Raw genomic sequence first — 17336 nt, 5'->3', positions numbered from 1 at the left:
GTTCGTGAGCACCAGGGGAGACCTGTGTCCCAAGCCGCCCCGCGCACCCCGGAACCGCCCCGGAGCCGCGCCCTCGTCGCCGCCGTGGTCTGCGCCGGAGTCGTCCTCGTCAACATCGACCTGTTCATCGTCAACGTGGCCGTGCCCGCCATGGCCCGCACATGGTCCGGCGCCGACCTCGCCGACCTGTCCTGGGTCCTCAACGGCTACGCCGTCGTCTTCGCCGCACTGCTCGTCCCCGCCGGACGCCTCGCCGACCGCAGCGGGCACCGCGCCGCGTTCCTGCGCGGCACCGCGCTGTTCACCGCCGCCTCCGCGCTGTGCGCCGCCGCGCCCAACGTGGGCTTCCTCGTCGCCGCGCGCCTCCTCCAGGCCGCCGGCGGAGCGCTGCTCGTGCCCAGCTCGCTCGGACTCCTGCTCACCTCGTTCCCGCCCGAGAAGCGCGCCGGGATCGTGCGCGTGTGGGCCGCCGTCGGAGGCCTCGCCGCGGCCGTCGGCCCCGTCCTCGGCGGACTCCTCGTCGAACCCGGCTGGCGCTGGGTGTTCCTGATCAACCTGCCGATCGGCGTCGCCACCGTGCTGATCGGCGCCCGCGTCCTGCCCGCCGGAACGCCCGCCGCCGAGCGCGCCCCGCTGCCCGACCTGCTCGGCGCCCTGCTCTTCGTCGTCGCCATCGGCGCGCTGTCCCTCGGCCTGGTCAAGGCCGAGGACTGGGGCTGGGCGTCGCCCCGCGCCGACGCCGCGTGGGCCGTCGCCGCACTCGGCGCCGCCTGGTTCGCGGTGCGCACCGCCCGCCACCCGCGGCCGCTCGTCGCGCCCGGCATGCTCCGCGTCCGCGCGTTCAGCGTCGCCGGCGCCGCCTCGGTGCTGTTCGGCGTCGCCTTCGCCTCGATGCTGCTGGGCATCACCCTGTGGTGCCAGGACGTGTGGGGCTGGTCCGCGCTGCGCACCGGCCTGGCCATCACCCCCGGACCGCTCCTGGTGCCGCCCACCTCGATCCTGTCCGGCAGGTGGGCCGCCCGGCTCGGCGCCGCCACGCTCGCCTCCAGCGGCGCGGTGGTCTTCGCCGCCGGGACGCTGTGGTGGGCCTACTCGCTCGACACCGGCTCCCCGTACGCGTCGAGCATGCTGCCCGGCATGATGGCCACCGGTGTCGGCGTCGGCCTGATGCTGCCCACCCTGGTCGCCGCAGCCACCACCGCGCTGCCGCCGCAGTTCGCCGCGACCGGCTCCGGCGTCGCGACCATGCTGCGGCAACTCGGCTCCGTGCTCGGCGTCTCACTCGTCGTCGTCCTGCTCGGCACCCCCACGACCACCGCGGGCGTCCTCAACGGCTTCGACCGCGTCTGGTACCTCCAGAGCGGCGCCGCACTGGCCGCCGCGGCCGTCGCCCTACTCCTCGCGCGGCCGCGTGGGACCGATCGCATAGGGTCGAAGGCAGCCGCCTCGGCACCCGGCAGGGCCACGTCCGGGACCGCCGCGGCCGGCGCCGACCTGACGACCTCCGGTACGGAGAGATGACCATGACCGCCGAGCACACCGGACCCGCCGCGGGCGCCGCCACCGTCGACGACCACCCCGCACGCCGGCTGTGGGGCGCGATCGAACCGATCCACGCGATCTGCTACTTCGCCCCCGAGGTCACCGCGGCCGGCGAGGAACTCGGCCTCAAGGGCTGGTTCATGGGCTACTTCGCCGGACGCGCGGCACCGCTCGGGGCGGTCGGCCCCGACGCCGTCACCGCGATGTTCTTCGGCTTCGCCCCGAGCCGGGCCGCCCGCGCCCTGCCGGACGCCTGGGCCATCGCGACACCCGAGCAGGTCCTCGCCGCGCGCCTGGCCTCCGTCGACCGCGCCCTCCAGGCGGCGCTGCCCGCCGACGCCGACCTCGACCGGCTCGCCCGCCTCCTCGAACACGCCGCCGCCGGCTGCGACTTCGGCGGGCGGCCGCTGGCCGCGGCGTGGTCCTCCGTGCGACTGCCCGAGGACGCCTCGCCGCACCTGCGTGTGTGGCTCGCCGCGACCGTCCTGCGCGAACACCGCGGCGACGGGCACGTGCTGGCCGCCGTCCACCACGGCCTCGACGGCATCCAGAACTCCGTCACCCACGCCGCCACCGGACTCGCCCCCGGCGAATGGCTGGTGACCAGCCGCGGCTGGACCGAACAGCAGTGGGAGCGCGCACTCGTCGACCTGATGGGCCGCGGCGCCCTGGACACCCAGGGCGACCTCACCGACGCGGGCATCGCCCTGCGCACCTCCGTCGAGGACGCCACCAACCGGCTCGCCTCCGCCCCGCTGCGCGCGCTCGGCGAGTACGCCGTCGAGGAGGCCATCGCCCTGGCGACCCCGCTCGCCCGCCACCTCGTCGACACGGGCGCCGTCCCCGTCCCCAACCCGATGGGGGTGCCCCGCCCCTAAGGCCTGTGGACAACGTCGGGCCGGTGTCCGGGGGAACGGCTAGCGTGGGCCGGCATGACCACCGGTATCCGGCCCGAAGCGCCCCGCGGCGCCGCCGACGTGCCCGCGGCCCGGCAGGGCGGCGGAGCGGGCGGGGCGCGTCTCGAAGCGGTGCTGGAGCGGATCACCTACCAGAACGACGAGAACGGGTGGACCGTCGCCCGCGTCGACACCGGACGCGGCGGCGGGGACCTGCTCACCGTCGTCGGCGCCCTGCTCGGCGCCCAGCCGGGCGAGTCGCTGCGGATGACCGGCCGGTGGGGCAGCCACCCGCAGTACGGCAAGCAGTTCGTCGTCGACGCCTACGAGACCGTGCTGCCGGCGACCGTGCAGGGCATCCGCCGCTACCTCGGCTCGGGGCTCATCAAGGGCATCGGCCCGCGGATGGCCGAGCGCATCGTCGAGCACTTCGGCGCCGCCTCGCTCGACGTCATCGAACAGGACATCGCCCGGCTCATCGAGGTCCCCGGGCTCGGCCCCAAGCGCCGCGACCTCATCGCCGCGGCGTGGGTGGAGCAGAAGGCCATCAAGGAGGTCATGGTCTTCCTCCAGGGCATCGGCATCTCCACCTCGCCCGCGGTGCGGATCTGGAAGGAGTACGCCGAGCAGTCCATCACGGTCGTGCGCACCGAGCCCTACCGCCTCGCGTCGGACGTGTGGGGCATCGGCTTCAAGACCGCCGACGCCATCGCTCAGGCCGTCGGCATACCGCACGACTCGCCGCAGCGCGTCAAGGCCGGCCTCCAGTACACGCTGTCGGAGGGCGCCGACAACGGGAACTGCTACCTGCCGCAGGACGACCTGGTCGCCGCCGCCGTCAAGATCCTCGAGGTCGAGGCCGCCCTCGTGCGCGCCTGCCTCGACGAACTCGCCGACGAGGAGGGCGTGGTCCGCGAGGAGATGCCCGGCCCGGTGACGCCGTCGGGCTCCCAGGGCGACCCCGTCCAGGCGGTGTACCTCGTGCCGTTCCACCGCGCGGAGATCTCGCTCGCCGGCCGGGTCCGGGCCCTGCTCGCCGGGCCCGACGACCGGCTCGCCGGATTCCGCGACGTCGACTGGGACAAGGCGCTCGGCTGGCTGCGCTCGCGCACCGGCACCGCGCTCGCCCCCGAGCAGGAGGCCGCCGTCAAGCTCGCGCTGACCGAGAAGGTCGCGGTGCTCACCGGCGGCCCCGGCTGCGGCAAGAGCTTCACCGTCCGCTCCGTCGTCGAACTCGCCCGGGCCCGCAAGGCCAAGGTGGTGCTCGCCGCGCCGACCGGGCGGGCCGCCAAGCGGCTGTCCGAGCTGACCGGTTGCGAAGCGGCCACCGTGCACCGCCTGCTCGAACTGCGGCCCGGCGGCGACGCCGCCTACGACCAGGACCGCCCCCTCGACGCCGACCTCGTGGTCGTCGACGAGGCCTCGATGCTCGACCTGCTCCTCGCGAACCGCCTCGTCAAGGCCGTACCGCCGGGCGCCCACCTGCTGTTCGTCGGCGACGTCGACCAACTCCCCTCGGTGGGCGCCGGTGAGGTGCTGCGCGACCTGCTCGCCGCGCCCGCCGTGCCGCGCGTCCGGCTCACCCAGGTGTTCCGGCAGGCGCAGCAGTCCGGCGTCGTCACCAACGCGCACCGCATCAACGCCGGCCGCCCGCCGGTGACCGACGGCCTGAACGACTTCTTCCTGTTCGCCGTGGACGAGCCCGAGGACGCCGCCCGCCTCACCGTCGACGTCGTCGCCGAACGCATCCCGCGCCGCTTCGGCCTCGACCCGCGCCGCGACGTCCAGGTCCTGGCGCCGCGTCACGGTGGCACCGCCGGCGCGGGCGCGCTCAACCTCCTCCTCCAGGAGGCCCTGACCCCGAGCCGCCCCGGCCTCGCCGAAAAACGGTTCGGCGGCCGGGTCTTCCGGGTCGGCGACAAGGTCACCCAGATCCGCAACAACTACGACAAGGGCGAGTCGGGTGTCTTCAACGGCACCGGCGGCGTGGTGACCGGGATCAACGCCGACGACCAGAAGCTGACCGTGCTGACCGAGGAGGACGAGTCGGTGCCGTACGACTTCTCCGAACTCGACGAGCTCACCCACGCCTACGCCGTCACCATCCACCGCTCCCAGGGCAGCGAGTACCCCGCCGTCGTGGTGCCGGTCACCATGAGCGCGTGGATGATGCTGCAACGCAACCTCCTCTACACCGCCGTCACCCGGGCCAAGAAGCTCGTGGTCCTGGTCGGGTCCCGCCGCGCGCTGGGCCAGGCCGTCCGGACCGTCTCGGCCGGCCGCCGCTGGACCGGACTCGACCACCGCCTCGGCCGCTTCGGCTGACACCGCACCGCCGACGTGCCGCACCCGTACAGCAGCGCGGCGGCCTGGACCTTGGCCTGGACGACGCGGCCGCGGTGCGGCACCAGCGCGAAGGTGGCCGGCGACGAGCGCTGCGACCACTCCGAGCTGATCGTCTGCCGGCGGAGAGGCCGCGGCCGGGCACCGACGAGGCGCAGCACGCGCGTTCGTCCGGCACGAAGCCGACCTGAACGCCGCGCGCCGCCGACGGACGGAACACGCCGCCGAACCGCCGCAGCCCGCCGGCTCAGCCGTTCGGCTCGCCGGTCTCCTGCGCGTCGTGCACCAGCAGCGCGATCTGGACGCGGTTGTTGAGGTCGAGCTTCGACAGGAGCCGCGAGACGTACGCCTTCACGGTCGCGACGCTGAGCGAGAGGGATCGGCCGATCTCCGCGTTGGTCGCGCCCTGGCCGACCAGGGCCGCGACGTCGCGTTCCCCGCTGCTGAGCCGCCCCAGCAGGTCGCGGGCCCGCTCGCGGCGCGGGTCGGCGCCGGTGTCGACCACGATGTCGAGCATGCGGCGCAGCACGGACGGCGACAGCATCGGCTCGCCGGCGGCGACCTGGCGGACGGCGCGGGCGATGTCGGCGGGCGGGGTGTGCTTGAGCAGGAACCCGGCCGCGCCCGCGCGCAGGGCGCGCAGCACGTGGTCGTCGGTGTCGAAGGTGGTCATCACCAGCACCTGCGGCGCCGACGGGCGGGCGCGCAGGCGCGCGGTGGCGGCGAGGCCGTCCATCACCGGCATGCGGATGTCCATCAGCACGACGTCGGGCCGGTGTTCGCGCACCGCCGCGTCGACCTCCGAGCCGTCGGCGGCCTGGCCCACCACGAGGATGTCGTCGGGGGAGGACAGCATGATCGACAGGCCGGCGCGTACCAGCGCGTCGTCGTCGACGATCAGGACGCGCACGGGCGTCGGCGGTGCGGGCTGGGCGGTCTCGGTGCTCACGCCGTCCACGGTAGCCATGCCCAGAGCCGGAACCGGTCGGCGTCCTGCCCGTGTTCGAGGCGGCCGCCGACGAGCGCGACGCGTTCGCGCAGCCCGATCAGGCCCGCCCCGGCGCCGGGAAGCCCGGCCGCGGCGGTGCGCTCAGGCGCGGGGAGGTCGCTCGCACCGTGCCGCAGCGGGTTGACGATCTCCACCGCGAGTCCGCTCTCCAGGGTGACGTCCAGGCGCACCCGCACGGGCTCGCCGGGGGCGTGCTTGCGGGCGTTGGTCAGCCCCTCCTGGACGATGCGGTACGCGTGCCGGCCGATCCGGGCGCCCAAGTCCCCGACGTCGTCCGCCCCTTCGTACGCCACCCGGGCGCCGGCCCGCCGGGACTGCTCGATGAGCGCGGGCAGGTCGGCCAGCGTCGGCTGCGGCCGGTCGGCGTCGCCGTCGGCCGCGGTCGAGGCGTTGTCGGTGCGCAGCATGCGGATGACGTCGCGCAGGTCCTCCATCGCGTCGTGCGCGGACTGCCGGATGACACCGGCCGCCAGCGCCTCCTCGGCGGACGAGCCGGTGCGGAACTCCAGCGCCCCGGCGTGCACGGCGAGCAGCGACAGCCGGTGAGCCAGCACGTCGTGCATCTCGCGGGCGATGCGTTCGCGCTCGAGGTGGCGGGCCTCCTCGACGCGCAGCCGCTGCTCGGCCTCGGCCTGCCGGGCCCGGTCCTCCAGCGAGCCGACGAGGGCGCGTTGGGAGCGCACGAGCATGCCTGAGGTCAGGGTGACCAGGTCGAGGAACAGGAAGCTGGCGGACGCCTGCCAGTACTCGGACCAGGAGTCGGTGGCGATCCGGAACAGCACCAGCACGAGGCCTGTGTGCAACCCGGTCACCAGGGCCGCGGTGCGCGCCCCGCGGAAGGCCGCGACGCTGAACAGCGCCGCCGCGCTGGCCCCCGCGGCGGCGGGGGAGAGCAGCCCGGCCGGGATCAGTACGAGTGCGAGCCCGACCGGGGCGAGGCGGCGGAACAGCACGAGGGCGGCGATCGACGCCGCGCCGGTGGCGCAGATCAGCGTGAGCCCGCCGTCCACGTCGTCGTCGGCGATGGTCGCCGCGAGGAGGACCAGGCCGACGGCGAGTGCGGCCGTGCCGAGCGCGCCGTCGACCACCCATGCGCGCCGCGGGCGGCGCAGACCGCGGACCCACCCCGGGACTCCGGACATCCCCCGAACCCCCTTGTCGCGGGTCGTGCCTGTCGAACGCCGTCGAGACTAGCCGCCGGCGTGACGGCCCCGGGAGAACCGGAAGTCGACGGCCGTACCGACTTTGGTATCGAGCCGCGTAGCCGACCGGCGAGCCTCCCATGTCCGCCAGGCGTCCCTGCCCCACGCCACCGGGTCCCAGGTCCCGCGCCCGCGCGTGATCGGGTAGCAGGCCACCCCGAGCAGCAGGGCGGAGAAGTGCCCGACGTCGGTGAACGAGACGCCGTCGAAGAACGGGATCACCACGGAGAGCAGCACCCCGGCCAGGTACAGCCAGCGCCAGGGGCGTACGAGGTACCAGACCAGGACGCCCATGACCGCCTTGAGCCCGTAGCTGACCCCGACGTCCACGACGTCCTTCATGCTCTCGGACAGCACGCCGGTCTTGATGCCGAGCAGCACGAGGCCCTGGCTCAGATAGGTGGCGCCGACGTGTCCGATGGCCACGACCAGGAGCCACCGCCAGGTGCCGAGCCAGCGCTCCGCGACCGCGTGGAAGACCGTGAACATGATCGCGTACTGGACCATCCCGCCGCCGCTGGTCCACAGCGCGCTGCCGACGAGCACGTGCACCGGGTCGGAGTTGAGGTGGTCGATGTTGGTGCTGCGCTGCTGGAGGAAGACGTCCCGGGCGTCCTCCGGCAGGGACGCGTAGATGAACGTGGTGACCAGCAGGAGGAGCAGCCAGACGTAGGTGCCGGGTGCCGATTTGATCCAGTCGCGGACCGCCTGGGCGACCCGTATCGCCGTGGCCCTCGTGTCATGCAGCCGCACCGAAACGCGCCTTTCGGAAGTATTCCGTGCTACTTGCGAAGCTTGCGCTACTTGCCGGAATTCTCCCAGAGCAACGGCGATTCGGCGCGGCCGCGCGTCCTCAGCCGCGCCGCGAGCCGGGTCACCGGGCGCGACGTCCGCAGGTCCCACTTCGGCCGGCCCTTCACCAGCTCGTAGCAGGCCAGCCCGATCAGCGCGGCGGTCACATGCCCGGCCGAGGTGAAGTCGCGGTCCCGGTAGACCGGGAAGCCGACATAGGCCCCGAGCGCCGCCAGGTACACCCACCGCGTCGGCCCGGCGAACTTGTAGAACAGCACGCCCGCGACCGCCATCAGCCCGTAGCTGGGCCCGACGTCCACCGCGTTCCGCATCCGCTCCGGCAGCTCACCGGTCTTGATGCCCAGCAGCACCAGCGACTGGCTCAGGTACGACGCACCCACGTGCCCGAGGGCCGCGACCCCCAGCCACCGCCACGTCCCCATCCAGCGCTCCGCCACCGCGAAGATCACGGTGAACATGACCGTGAACTTGATCAGGTGCGACCCCTCGGCCCACACCGCGCTGGACGCCAGCACGTGCAGCGGGTCGGTGTTGAGGTGGTGGATGTTGGTGCTGCGCCGCTTCAGGAAAGGCGTCTGGTCGTCGCTGGGCAGATGGAGGTACACGTACGTCGTCACATAGACGGTCAGCAGCCAGATGTACGTGCCCGGAGCCGACGCGGCCCAGTCGTGGACGCCGCGCAGCGCCCGCCAGACCGCCCGCGAACCCCGCCGCATCCGCCGCCCTCCTCGCCGGGCTCCGCCGGAGCCCGCTTCCGCCCGATCCAGCCCATCAAAACACAGCGGCCCCGGCAAGGACCGGGGCCGCTGAAACGCACAGGAACGCGCGGGAACTCACAGGACACGCTCAGGACGCGTCACCAGGCCGCCCGCCGCGCGGACCGCCTAGCGGATCATCCGCACGCCGATGAACCGCGCACCGCGGCGGGTCATCGCCATCACCGGGATGCTCATCGCGAGGCTGATCTGCAGGCTCGCGCCCATCATCAGCATCGAGTCGCCGCCGGGGGAGTCGGTCGCCCACAGCGTCAGGCAGCTCACGCTCGCCGCGATGAACAGCATCGTCAGCAGCGCCAGCTTGCCCTGCGGCTTCGGGTACTCGACCCGGCTGACCATCAGCCACGCGGTCAGCACGATGCCGGCCGCGCCCACCGCGAACGGCAGGTCGAGCAGCACGATCGACACGACCGTCAGCGCGCCCATCGGGATCGGCATGCCCTGGAACACCCCGGGGCGCCCCGGCGTGGACGCGAAACGCGCCAGCCGCAGCACACCGGCGATCAGCACCGACAGCGCCACCAGCACGGCCGGCGTCTTGCCGGGACCGAGCGGGATGGCCGCCCAGGTGACCACGAAGAACGCCGGGGCCACGCCGAACGTGATGACGTCCGCGAGGTTGTCCAGCTCGGCGCCCAGCGCGGAGCGGCGCAGCTTGCGCGCCACCAGGCCGTCGCACAGGTCGAACAGCGCGCCGATCAGCATCAGGACCACCGCCGCGCCCGCGCTGCGCCGGTCGGCCGGCACGCCGGCCCCGTTCAGCTGCTGGCCGATGGTGGCGACCGCCAGGAAGTAGACCGCCAGGAAGCCGCACGCGGCGTTCCCCAGGGTCAGCACGTCGGCGGCCGAGATCCGCGACGAGAGAGGAGTCTCCTCGTCGACGGCGTCGAGCTTCGGAATCGGCCGGTCGTCGCCGAACTCGGCGAGATCGTCGAAATCAATCCCGGTCAAGGCGCGTCTCCCCGGCTACAGTCCGCTGTCCCACCGTCACCGCGGGCTCGACGCCCGGCGGCAGGTACACGTCCACGCGCGAGCCGAAGCGGATGAGCCCGATGCGCTCACCGACCTCGACCTCCGCGCCCGGCTCCAGGTACGGCACGATGCGGCGGGCCACCGTGCCCGCGATCTGGATCAGCTCGATCTCGCCGCGCGGGGTGTCGAACACCCACACGACGCGCTCGTTGTGCTCGCTCTCCTTGTTGAACGCCGGGATGTAGCCGCCCGGCTTGTGCTCGACGGACTTGACGACACCCGTCAGCGGCGCCCGGTTCACATGCACGTTGAGCGGGCTCATGAACGTGGCGACCCGGATCCGGCCGTCCGGCCACGGGTCGATGCTCTGTACGACGCCGTCGGCCGAGGCGATGATGCCGCCTCGTACGTCGTCGCCGGGGGTGCGCTCCGGGTCGCGGAAGAACCACAGCATTCCGCTGGTGAGGGCCAGCGTCGGCACGGCCGCGTAGGCCCAGCGCCGGGAGCGGAGCGCCGCGCAGCCGGTTACCGCCGCCGTCAGCGCAGTCGGCACCAGCCAGGGGGAAGCCCCCTTGGCGAGGCGCACGGAGGTGCGGCGCGGCGGGGCGACTGCGGAGGTCGGCGCGGGGGAATCGTCACTCATCGAGAACCTTTGTCGGGGGCGTGCCCGTCGGTAGTGGGGCGGCACTCGGCGGATGCTACCTACACTGAGGGTCATTGCGCTCTATGCCTGGTCGACCTTTGAGCATGGAGCGCCGCGCATATCACCAGAATCGGATCGTTCCAGGGCCTTGCGAGCACGGGATCCACTGCTGCTCGTGCCATCCAGGTTGCCCTTCGGATACGCCCCGTGCCAAATCCCCTCTCCCGAAAAAGCGCGCCAGACGAGGGATAAGGGGGCTTAAGACCCCCTTGTTGCACGATTTGTGACAAGAGCGTGACAAACGCCGGGCCGGGGAGGCGCCCCGACCCGGCGTTCCACCGGTCTTACACCCTTCCTACGCGCGGCGCCCGATCATGGTTCCCGGGCGCGCGCCGGTCGGTTCCGCGTCCAGCACGGTCGGTGTTCCGGCGACCACCGTCGCACGCACGCCCGAGGGGCCGCGGGTGAACCGCCACGACCCGTCCGGGTTGTCGTGGACCTTGGTCTCCGGGCGCACCTCGATCTCGTCGAGCGCGAAGACCGCGAGGTCGCCGGCCTTGCCCGGGGCGATGACGCCGCGGTCGCCGAGCCCGAAGTAGCCGGCGAGCTTGCCGGTCAGGTTGTGCACCGCCTCCTCGACCGTGAGCAGGCCCGCGTCGCGCACGTACCGGGTCAGCAGGTAGACGTTCTCGCCCGACCCGCAGAACAGCTGCAGGTGCGCCCCCGAGTCGTTGATGTTGGTCAGCGTGTGCGGCTCCTTGAACAGCTCCGAGACGGCCTCCTCGTCGAAGGCGTCCGGGATGCCGCGCATGCACGAGCGGATGCCGTTGGCGAGGATCCAGTCCGCCAGCGCGTCCGAGAGGTGCTTGCCCTCCTGTTCCGCGTACGCGCGCCAGGAGACCTCCAGCGGGCCCGCGCCGGTCTCGGAGATCGCGAAGATCAGCGTCTCGGGGCGGTCGAGCCGCGACGTCGACGAGCTCACCCGGTTGTCGTAGTCCTCGCGCGCCCGCGCCCGCCACTCGGGGTCGGCGAGCGTGGCGAGCTTGGTCTCCTCGGGGCCGTTGATCCACTCGTTCCACGCCGCGACCCGCTGGAAGGTCAGGGCGCGCTCGAAGTTGAAGAACGGCTCCAGCGGCTTGTGCGGGACGTTCGGCCAGAAGTCCGCGCCGCTCTCCCGGATGCGCCGGTGCAGCGCAATGGTCTGCTCGCGCAGATAGTCCTCGCGCACGGTCGCCGGGATGGCCGTCCACTGCCCGCGCACGCCGCGCGGCGCGCAGATGCGGGCGAAGCGCTCGACGTCCCCGTCGATGCTCTCGGGCTCGTTGAAGCGGGTGATGACCTGGAGTGTCGCGCCCTCGTGCCGGGCGAGGACGTCGACCAGCGCCTCGAACTCGGCGTCGTCGGCGAGCCGGGTCGGCACGAGCTTCAGGTAGCGGTCCTTGTCGAAGACGTTCGTCGACAGGCCGATCGCCCCGTGCGCCAGCGACTCGTCGAGGAGCTCCGCCATCGCGGCGATCTCCTCCGGCGTCGCGGCGCGCTCCCAGGCGGCCTCCGCCCCCATGACGGTGGTGCGCAGCGTCAGGTGCCCGACGAAGCCGGCCACGTTGAGGGTGGTCGCCTGGCCCTCGCACGCGGTGCGGTACTCGGGCCAGCGCTCCCACGTCCACGGCACGTTCTTGTGGAACGCGTCGAGGGGGAGGTCCTCGAGGAAGGTGAACAGGTCGAGGACGGGCTCGCGGGCGCTCTGCCGGAGCGGGGCGACGGACATGCCGCAGTTGCCGAAGACGGCGGTCGTGACGCCGTACGCGGGCAGCGGGTCCAGGTCGGGGTTCCACCACATGCTGCCGTCGAGGTGGGTGTGCATCTCGATGAAGCCGGGGGCGACGTACGCGCCCGCGGCGTCCAGCTCGCGCTCGCCGCGCGGTTCGAGGTCGGGGCCGACCTCGGTGATCACTCCGTCGGTGATGCGGACGTCGGCGCGGAAGGCGGGCGCGCCCGTCCCGTCCACGACGGTTCCTCCTCGTACCAGCAGATCGGCCACGGCGTCTCCTCGCGGTCGGCGTTTCGTCGTCCCCCGGTTATGATGCAGGTTGTAATTTAACTAGGTGAACTAGTCAAGGGCGGGGGCCCGCTGCCACAATCCGGACCGTTCCCACCCGTCGCCCCCCACCGCCCATATTCGAAAGGGCTTCGCCCTTGCCCCCCTCGACGACCTCAGCCGACGCACGCCGCCCGCTCGGCGGTCGGCCGCGCGACCCGCAGATCGACGACGCGATCCTCACCGCGGTCCGCGACCTGCTGGCCGAGGACGGCTACGCGCGGCTCAGCTTCGAGACCGTCGCGCGCCGCGCGGGCGTGACCCGGCCGACGATCTACCGGCGCTGGCCCTCCAAGGCGCACCTGGTGCACCAAGCGGTCTTCCCGGCCCGCGACGCCGACGTGCTGATCCCCGACACCGGCGACTTCGCGGCCGACGTGCGCCGCATGATCGGCGACACGGTCGCGTCGTACGAGCGACCCGAGGCCCGCGCCGCGCTGCCGGGCCTGCTCACCGACCTGCACCAGGACCCGGGGCTGCGTGCCGCCGTCATCGACGGCCTGGAGAACCGCGTCAGGGGCCAGTTCCGTGCCCTGCTCGAGGCCGCGGTCGCCCGCGGCGCCGTCCGGGCGGAGGTCGACCCCGAGGTGCTGTTCGACGCCGTCCTGGGCGCGGTCTTCACCCGCGCGGTGCGCGGCGTCACGATGCCGGGCGCGTTCGTCGACGCCCTGACCGCCCTCGTCGTCGACGGCGCCGCGCCCCGGCCCTGATTGCGTCCGCTCCGCGGCGCGGCCTCGCGACGAAACAGTCGTGGTTCCCGTCGCTACCTCGTGCGATCCGTGCCACCATGCGCCGGTGCCGCCCGATCGCGGCGGTGAGGCAACGGAGGGCGCGGCCATGGGACTCGAGGCGTGGAACCTGCCGGACGAGCGCGTGGGGCGGCCCGCGCCCGACGACCTCGCGGAGCGGCGCAAGGCCGTCGCGCAGCTGCCGCAGAACCCCGACCCGGCCGCCGTCGTGCGGTCGCGGGCGTACGGCGGTGTCGCGTGCCTGGTGGTCGAGGCCCCCGAGCCCGACGTCACCGTCCTGTACCTGCACGGAGGCGGCTACCGGCTCGGCGAGGCCGCCGGGTGGACCGAGTTCGCGGCGCGGCTGGCGTCGGCCGCGCACGCCCGCATCGTGCTCGTGGACTACCGGCTCGCCCCCGAGGCGCCGTTCCCGGGGGCGCTGCGCGACGCGGCGGCCGCCTACGACGCCGCCTATGAGGCGCACGGCCCGCTGGTCGTCGCGGGCGACTCCGCCGGCGGCGGGCTGGCCGCCGCGCTCGCGCTCGCGGCGCGCGACGCCGGCCGTCCCGCGCCCTTGGGCCTGCTCCTCCTGTCGCCGTGGCTCGACCAGACCTTCGCGTCGGGCGCGTTCGAGCGCAACGCCGCGACCGACGGCATGTTCGGCATGGACGCGGCCCGGGTCGGCTCCGAGTTCTACCTGCAGGGCCACGACCCGCACGACCCGCTGGTCTCGCCGCTGCTCGGCGACCTCGCCGGCCTGCCGCGCGTGCAGTTGTTCGCGGGCGGCCACGAGGTGCTGCTCGACGACGCGACCGCGTTCGCGGCGCGCGCGGCGGCGGCCGGCGTCACTGTGGAGGCGCACTTCGTCGCGGGCATGCAGCACGTGTGGCCGACGGTCTTCCCGGAACTCCCCGAGTCGCGGGCCGCGCTCGCGGCGATGACGGACTTCCTCCGCGGCGCGGCGACCGCTTCGCGCTGACGGGCCCGAAAGGGTGTCGCCAACCGCCTGGATCATGCATCCTTGACTGAGTCAGGGAAATCGACACGTGGAGGGCCGCATGGCACCCGGCCAAGGCACGGACATCCTGCTCGACCTGAAAGCCGAAGGCGACGCGCTCGACGCGCTGGTCGCCGAACTCACCCCCGAGCAGTGGGGGATCCGCACCACCGCCGAAGGCTGGACGATCGCCAACCAGGTCGAGCACCTCGCGGCCAGCGACGACCTCGCGACGCTCGCCGGACGCGACCCCGAGGCGTTCCGAGCCGCCGAAGCGGGCGTCGTCGCCATGCTCCAGACCGCGATGGACGCGGTGGGCCCGCAGGTCCCCGGCGAGACCCCCGCCGACCTGCTCGCCCGCTGGCGGGCGGGCCGCGCCGGCGTCCTGGAGGCGCTCGGCGGCCACCCGCCCGGCACGCGGCTGCCGTGGCTCGGTTCGTCGTTGAGCCCGGGAGCCATCGCGACCGGCCGGCTCATGGAGCTGTGGGCGCACGGCGGCGACGTCGCCGACGCGCTCGGCGTGCGGCGCGAGCCCACCGCGCGCCTGCGGCACGTCGCGTGGCTCGGGGTGAAGACCCGGGACCACGCCTTCCGGATCTACGGACTCCCGGTCCCCGAAGGCGAGTTCCGCGTGGAACTCACCGGACCGGACGGAGACCTGTGGACGTTCGGCCCGCCGGGCGCGGCGCAGACCGTCACCGGCCCCGGCCTCGACTTCGCCCTGCTGGCGGTCCGCCGCGTCCACCGCGACGACACGGCCCTCAAGGCGACGGGCCCGGACGCCGACCGGTGGCTCGACATCGCCCAGACGTTCGTCGGCCACCCGGGCCCCGGCCGCGCGCCCGGCGCGCGCGGCGCCTGAAACGGCGTCGGCCCGGCGGAGGAACCCCGCCGGCCCGACACCGTGCGCTCCAGCCGCCTAGAGCCCGGCGGCGAACTCCCGTACGGCGGCGCCGATCTCGTCCGCCGAGTCCTCCTGGACGTAGTGGATGCCGGCCACCTCGACCTCGCGCTGGTTGGGCCACGTGCGCGCGAACTCCAGCGCCCGGCCGACCAGGATCGCCCCCGGAGCGGCCGAGATCAGCAGCTTCGGCACGGACGAGCCGGCCAGCCACGCGCCGTACGCCTCGACGATCTCGGCCACATCGGCCGGCGTGCCGTCGATCGGCAGCTCGCGCGGGAACACCAGGGTCGGCATACGCGACTCCCGCGTGGCGAACGGCGCGCGGTAGGCGTCCATCTCCTCCGGGTCGAGGGTGCGCAGGACGCTCTTGGGCAGCACCGTCTCGATGAAGAAGTTCTCGTCCAGGCAGAGCCGTTCGCCTTCCGGCGAGCGCATCGCGCGGAACAGCGTGTCGCGCCCCTCGGGGAAGTCCGCCCACAGGCGCGGCTGAACGATCGCCTCCATGTACGCGATCCCGCGCACCCGTTCGGCGTGCCGCGCCGCCCAGTGGAAGCCGAGTGCCGACCCCCAGTCGTGCAGCACCAGGGTGACCGGCCCCTCGGGGACGACCGCGTCGAACCAGGCGTCCAGGTAGCGCGCGTGGTCCGCGAAGCGGTAGCCGCCGTCGGTGACGGGCCCGGACGCGCCCATGCCGACGAGGTCGGGCGCCAGCACCCGGTGCCGGTCGGAGACGTACGGGATGACGTTGCGCCACAGGTACGACGAGGTCGGGTTGCCGTGGAGGAACACCACGGGCCCGGTGCCGGCGGCGGCGCCGGTGTCGACGTAGCTCATGTACGTCCCGAGCACGTCCGCCGTCTTGCGCGGGTGCGGGTCGAGGGCCGAGCCGGTGGTGTGCGCCTGGGTGGTGTGCGTGGTCATGATGGTGCCGTCCTTCCGTACGCGTGTGTGGGGGAGGGCAGTGCTGTGGAGCGGGTGTGTCAGCCGCGCGGCACGAGCAGCGCGTCGAACACGACGGTCTTGAACCTGTGGAGCGGCGCGGGGGAGCGCTCGACCTTCATGCGGAGCATCGCCCCCTGCCACGAGGCCATCAGGAAGTCCGCGCAGTCCGCGGCCGGCATGGGGAGCTCGACGCCCTGCTCGCGGGCCGCGTCCTCGAGGCAGCGTGTGAAGGGCTCGTGCCACTCGGCGTACACCTCCACGAGGTGCGTGCGGATGGCCTCGCTGGCCTCCACCGAGTCGACGCTGGTGTTGCCGATGAGGCACCCGTCGTGCCACTCGCGGGCGCCCAGCCGTTCGGTGATGACGTCGAAGTAGGCGCGCAGCCGCTCCAGCGGCGACCGCGACAGGTCGTCGAGCGTCTCGGCGACGATGCCGCGCACGCCCTCGAAGTAGCGGTCGATCACGGCGATCCCGAACGCCTCCTTGGAGGCGAAGTGGTTGCCGAACGACCCGAGCGGCACCTCGGCCGCCGCCGTGATGTCGCGGACGCTGGAGCCGACGAGCCCGTGGCGGCGCACCGCCCGCATGCCCTTGTCGAGGATCTGGTCCTTCTTGGAAGCCCTGGCCATGAATCCAATATGAACGTTCGTATTGGTTCTGTCAACAGGCCGCCGCCAGGGGTCCGCCCCCGCGCGGACCGGCGCGCGGCGCCCCCCCCCCCGCCGGGTGCGGCATGATCGTCAGGTGAGCAGCCCCAGGGACACCACCGCAGACCGCGACGCCGCGCCGCAGTTCGTCCTGCCGCTCGTCGTGCGCATCGAGCGCGACGCGCCGCCCGCGCGCACCGCCGCGCTGGAGGCCGCCGCGCACGCGGTGCTGGCCTTCCTCTCCGACGAGCGCTCCGTGGCCGGCGAGTGGGCCGAGCGCGTCACCGCGTGGACCGACGGCCGCATCCGCAAGGTCGTGCGCCGGGCCCGCGGGGCCGAATGGCGCCGCGCGTCCGTGCTCGACGGCCTCACTGTGGCGCACGACGGCGCCGAGGTGCGGGTGTTCCCGCCCGTGCCGCTGGACGCGTGGCCCAAGGAGCTGGCCCGGCTCCAGGTTTCCGGCACCGACCTGGACGATCCGGAGCCGCCGTCCGCGCCCGCGCCGGGTGTTCCCGTCCTGTGGTGCAATCCCGAGCTGGAGATGACCGCGGGCAAGGCGATGGCGCAGGCCGGCCACGCCGCGCAGCTGGGCTGGCTCGCGCTCGGGCCGGACGCCCGCAACCGCTGGGCGGCGGACGGCTTTCCGCTCGCCGTGCGTACCGCGTCGGCCGCCGACTGGCCCGCGCTGACCGCTCCCGGTTCCGGCCTTCCGGTGGTGCGCGACGCGGGGTTCACCGAGATCGCGCCCGGCTCGTGCACGGTCGTCGCCGACCTCCCGGAGCTGCGCGCGGCCCGCGGCCGGGCCTGACCGTACGTCACATCGC

The 17336-nt window shown here is 73.6% G+C and carries 16 protein-coding genes; 7 read left to right on the top strand and 9 right to left on the bottom strand.

Annotated elements, in window-relative coordinates; all coding sequences use genetic code 11:
* Positions 1-24 precede the first annotated feature (24 nt).
* The 3 genes from QI554_RS07085 to recD2 are packed head-to-tail and all read left to right on the top strand — an operon-like array spanning position 25 to position 4763.
* Complete coding sequence (locus QI554_RS07085; RefSeq protein ID WP_281467079.1) at positions 25-1521, top strand: DHA2 family efflux MFS transporter permease subunit; 1497 nt, start codon at positions 25-27, stop codon at positions 1519-1521.
* Positions 1522-1523: 2 nt separating this feature from the next.
* A complete protein-coding gene (locus QI554_RS07080) occupies positions 1524-2420 on the top strand; it encodes an SCO6745 family protein (RefSeq protein ID WP_281467078.1) in 897 nt (298 codons plus the stop codon).
* A gap of 54 nt (positions 2421-2474) precedes the next feature.
* Positions 2475-4763, top strand: coding sequence for an SF1B family DNA helicase RecD2 (gene recD2 / locus QI554_RS07075; protein ID WP_281467077.1), 2289 nt, complete (start codon positions 2475-2477; stop codon positions 4761-4763).
* Between the two features lie 265 nt (positions 4764-5028).
* Here recD2 and QI554_RS07070 read toward each other — a convergent pair whose 3' ends face one another.
* The 7 genes from QI554_RS07070 to QI554_RS07040 form a co-directional block, all read right to left on the bottom strand.
* Positions 5029-5748: a response regulator transcription factor gene (locus tag QI554_RS07070; protein ID WP_281467076.1), complete on the bottom strand. Its 720-nt coding sequence runs from the start codon at positions 5746-5748 to the stop codon at positions 5029-5031.
* Positions 5727-6932 carry a sensor histidine kinase gene (locus QI554_RS07065; RefSeq protein ID WP_281467075.1) on the bottom strand — a complete coding sequence of 402 codons (1206 nt, stop codon included), beginning with the start codon at positions 6930-6932 and terminating at the stop codon, positions 5727-5729. The genes QI554_RS07070 and QI554_RS07065 overlap by 22 nt, the downstream gene beginning before the upstream one ends.
* A 48-nt stretch (positions 6933-6980) precedes the next feature.
* Positions 6981-7745 (bottom strand): rhomboid-like protein, encoded by a 765-nt coding sequence (locus QI554_RS07060; protein WP_281467074.1) that lies wholly within the window; start codon positions 7743-7745, stop codon positions 6981-6983.
* Positions 7746-7792: 47 nt separating this feature from the next.
* Complete coding sequence (locus tag QI554_RS07055) at positions 7793-8521, bottom strand: rhomboid-like protein (protein WP_281467073.1); 729 nt, start codon at positions 8519-8521, stop codon at positions 7793-7795.
* A 168-nt stretch (positions 8522-8689) separates the two neighbouring features.
* Entirely contained in the window at positions 8690-9532 is an 843-nt protein-coding gene (gene pssA, locus QI554_RS07050; protein WP_281467072.1) for a CDP-diacylglycerol--serine O-phosphatidyltransferase, read from the bottom strand.
* Positions 9519-10196 carry a phosphatidylserine decarboxylase gene (locus QI554_RS07045; RefSeq protein WP_281467071.1) on the bottom strand — a complete coding sequence of 226 codons (678 nt, stop codon included), beginning with the start codon at positions 10194-10196 and terminating at the stop codon, positions 9519-9521. Before QI554_RS07045 ends, pssA begins: the two co-directional genes overlap by 14 nt.
* Positions 10197-10551: 355 nt before the next feature.
* Positions 10552-12237: an N-acyl-D-amino-acid deacylase family protein gene (locus QI554_RS07040; RefSeq protein ID WP_281467070.1), complete on the bottom strand. Its 1686-nt coding sequence runs from the start codon at positions 12235-12237 to the stop codon at positions 10552-10554.
* A gap of 155 nt (positions 12238-12392) precedes the next feature.
* Here QI554_RS07040 and QI554_RS07035 point away from each other — a divergent pair, with 155 nt between their 5' ends.
* The 3 genes from QI554_RS07035 (at position 12393) to QI554_RS07025 (ending at position 14881) form a co-directional block, all read left to right on the top strand.
* On the top strand, positions 12393-13004 hold the full coding sequence (locus QI554_RS07035; RefSeq protein WP_281467069.1) for a TetR/AcrR family transcriptional regulator: 612 nt from the start codon (positions 12393-12395) through the stop codon (positions 13002-13004).
* Between the two features lie 127 nt (positions 13005-13131).
* Positions 13132-14001: an alpha/beta hydrolase gene (locus tag QI554_RS07030; RefSeq protein ID WP_281467068.1), complete on the top strand. Its 870-nt coding sequence runs from the start codon at positions 13132-13134 to the stop codon at positions 13999-14001.
* 79 nt (positions 14002-14080) lie between these two features.
* Positions 14081-14881, top strand: coding sequence for a TIGR03084 family metal-binding protein (locus QI554_RS07025; RefSeq protein ID WP_281467067.1), 801 nt, complete (start codon positions 14081-14083; stop codon positions 14879-14881).
* 57 nt (positions 14882-14938) lie between these two features.
* Here the strand turns inward: QI554_RS07025 and QI554_RS07020 are convergent, their stop codons facing one another.
* Together QI554_RS07020 and QI554_RS07015 are read right to left on the bottom strand one after the other, a co-directional pair.
* A complete protein-coding gene (locus QI554_RS07020) occupies positions 14939-15844 on the bottom strand; it encodes a haloalkane dehalogenase (RefSeq protein WP_281467066.1) in 906 nt (301 codons plus the stop codon).
* A 59-nt stretch (positions 15845-15903) separates the two neighbouring features.
* The gene (locus QI554_RS07015) at positions 15904-16494 is read right to left on the bottom strand and encodes a TetR family transcriptional regulator C-terminal domain-containing protein (RefSeq protein WP_281467065.1); all 591 of its coding nucleotides are present in this window, start codon (positions 16492-16494) and stop codon (positions 15904-15906) included.
* A gap of 97 nt (positions 16495-16591) precedes the next feature.
* Here QI554_RS07015 and QI554_RS07010 point away from each other — a divergent pair, with 97 nt between their 5' ends.
* Complete coding sequence (locus QI554_RS07010) at positions 16592-17320, top strand: aminoacyl-tRNA hydrolase (protein WP_281467064.1); 729 nt, start codon at positions 16592-16594, stop codon at positions 17318-17320.
* The last annotated feature ends 16 nt before the right edge of the window (positions 17321-17336 follow it).

The sequence above is a fragment of the Yinghuangia seranimata genome, assembly GCF_029953285.1.
GTDB classification, from domain to species: domain Bacteria; phylum Actinomycetota; class Actinomycetes; order Streptomycetales; family Streptomycetaceae; genus Yinghuangia; species Yinghuangia seranimata.
The sequence above is the reverse complement of the archived record's forward strand: the minus strand, read 5'-3'. Positions and strand labels throughout refer to the sequence as shown.

Coding starts and splice junctions, on each gene's coding strand:
- QI554_RS07080 (WP_281467078.1), top strand. CDS start 1,524: ATGACCGCCGAGCACACCGGACCCGCCGCGGGCGCCGCCACCGTCGAC.
- recD2 (WP_281467077.1), top strand. CDS start 2,475: ATGACCACCGGTATCCGGCCCGAAGCGCCCCGCGGCGCCGCCGACGTG.
- QI554_RS07070 (WP_281467076.1), bottom strand. CDS start 5,748: ATGGCTACCGTGGACGGCGTGAGCACCGAGACCGCCCAGCCCGCACCG.
- QI554_RS07065 (WP_281467075.1), bottom strand. CDS start 6,932: ATGTCCGGAGTCCCGGGGTGGGTCCGCGGTCTGCGCCGCCCGCGGCGC.
- QI554_RS07055 (WP_281467073.1), bottom strand. CDS start 8,521: ATGCGGCGGGGTTCGCGGGCGGTCTGGCGGGCGCTGCGCGGCGTCCAC.
- QI554_RS07045 (WP_281467071.1), bottom strand. CDS start 10,196: ATGAGTGACGATTCCCCCGCGCCGACCTCCGCAGTCGCCCCGCCGCGC.
- QI554_RS07030 (WP_281467068.1), top strand. CDS start 13,132: ATGGGACTCGAGGCGTGGAACCTGCCGGACGAGCGCGTGGGGCGGCCC.
- QI554_RS07025 (WP_281467067.1), top strand. CDS start 14,081: ATGGCACCCGGCCAAGGCACGGACATCCTGCTCGACCTGAAAGCCGAA.
- QI554_RS07020 (WP_281467066.1), bottom strand. CDS start 15,844: ATGACCACGCACACCACCCAGGCGCACACCACCGGCTCGGCCCTCGAC.
- QI554_RS07015 (WP_281467065.1), bottom strand. CDS start 16,494: ATGGCCAGGGCTTCCAAGAAGGACCAGATCCTCGACAAGGGCATGCGG.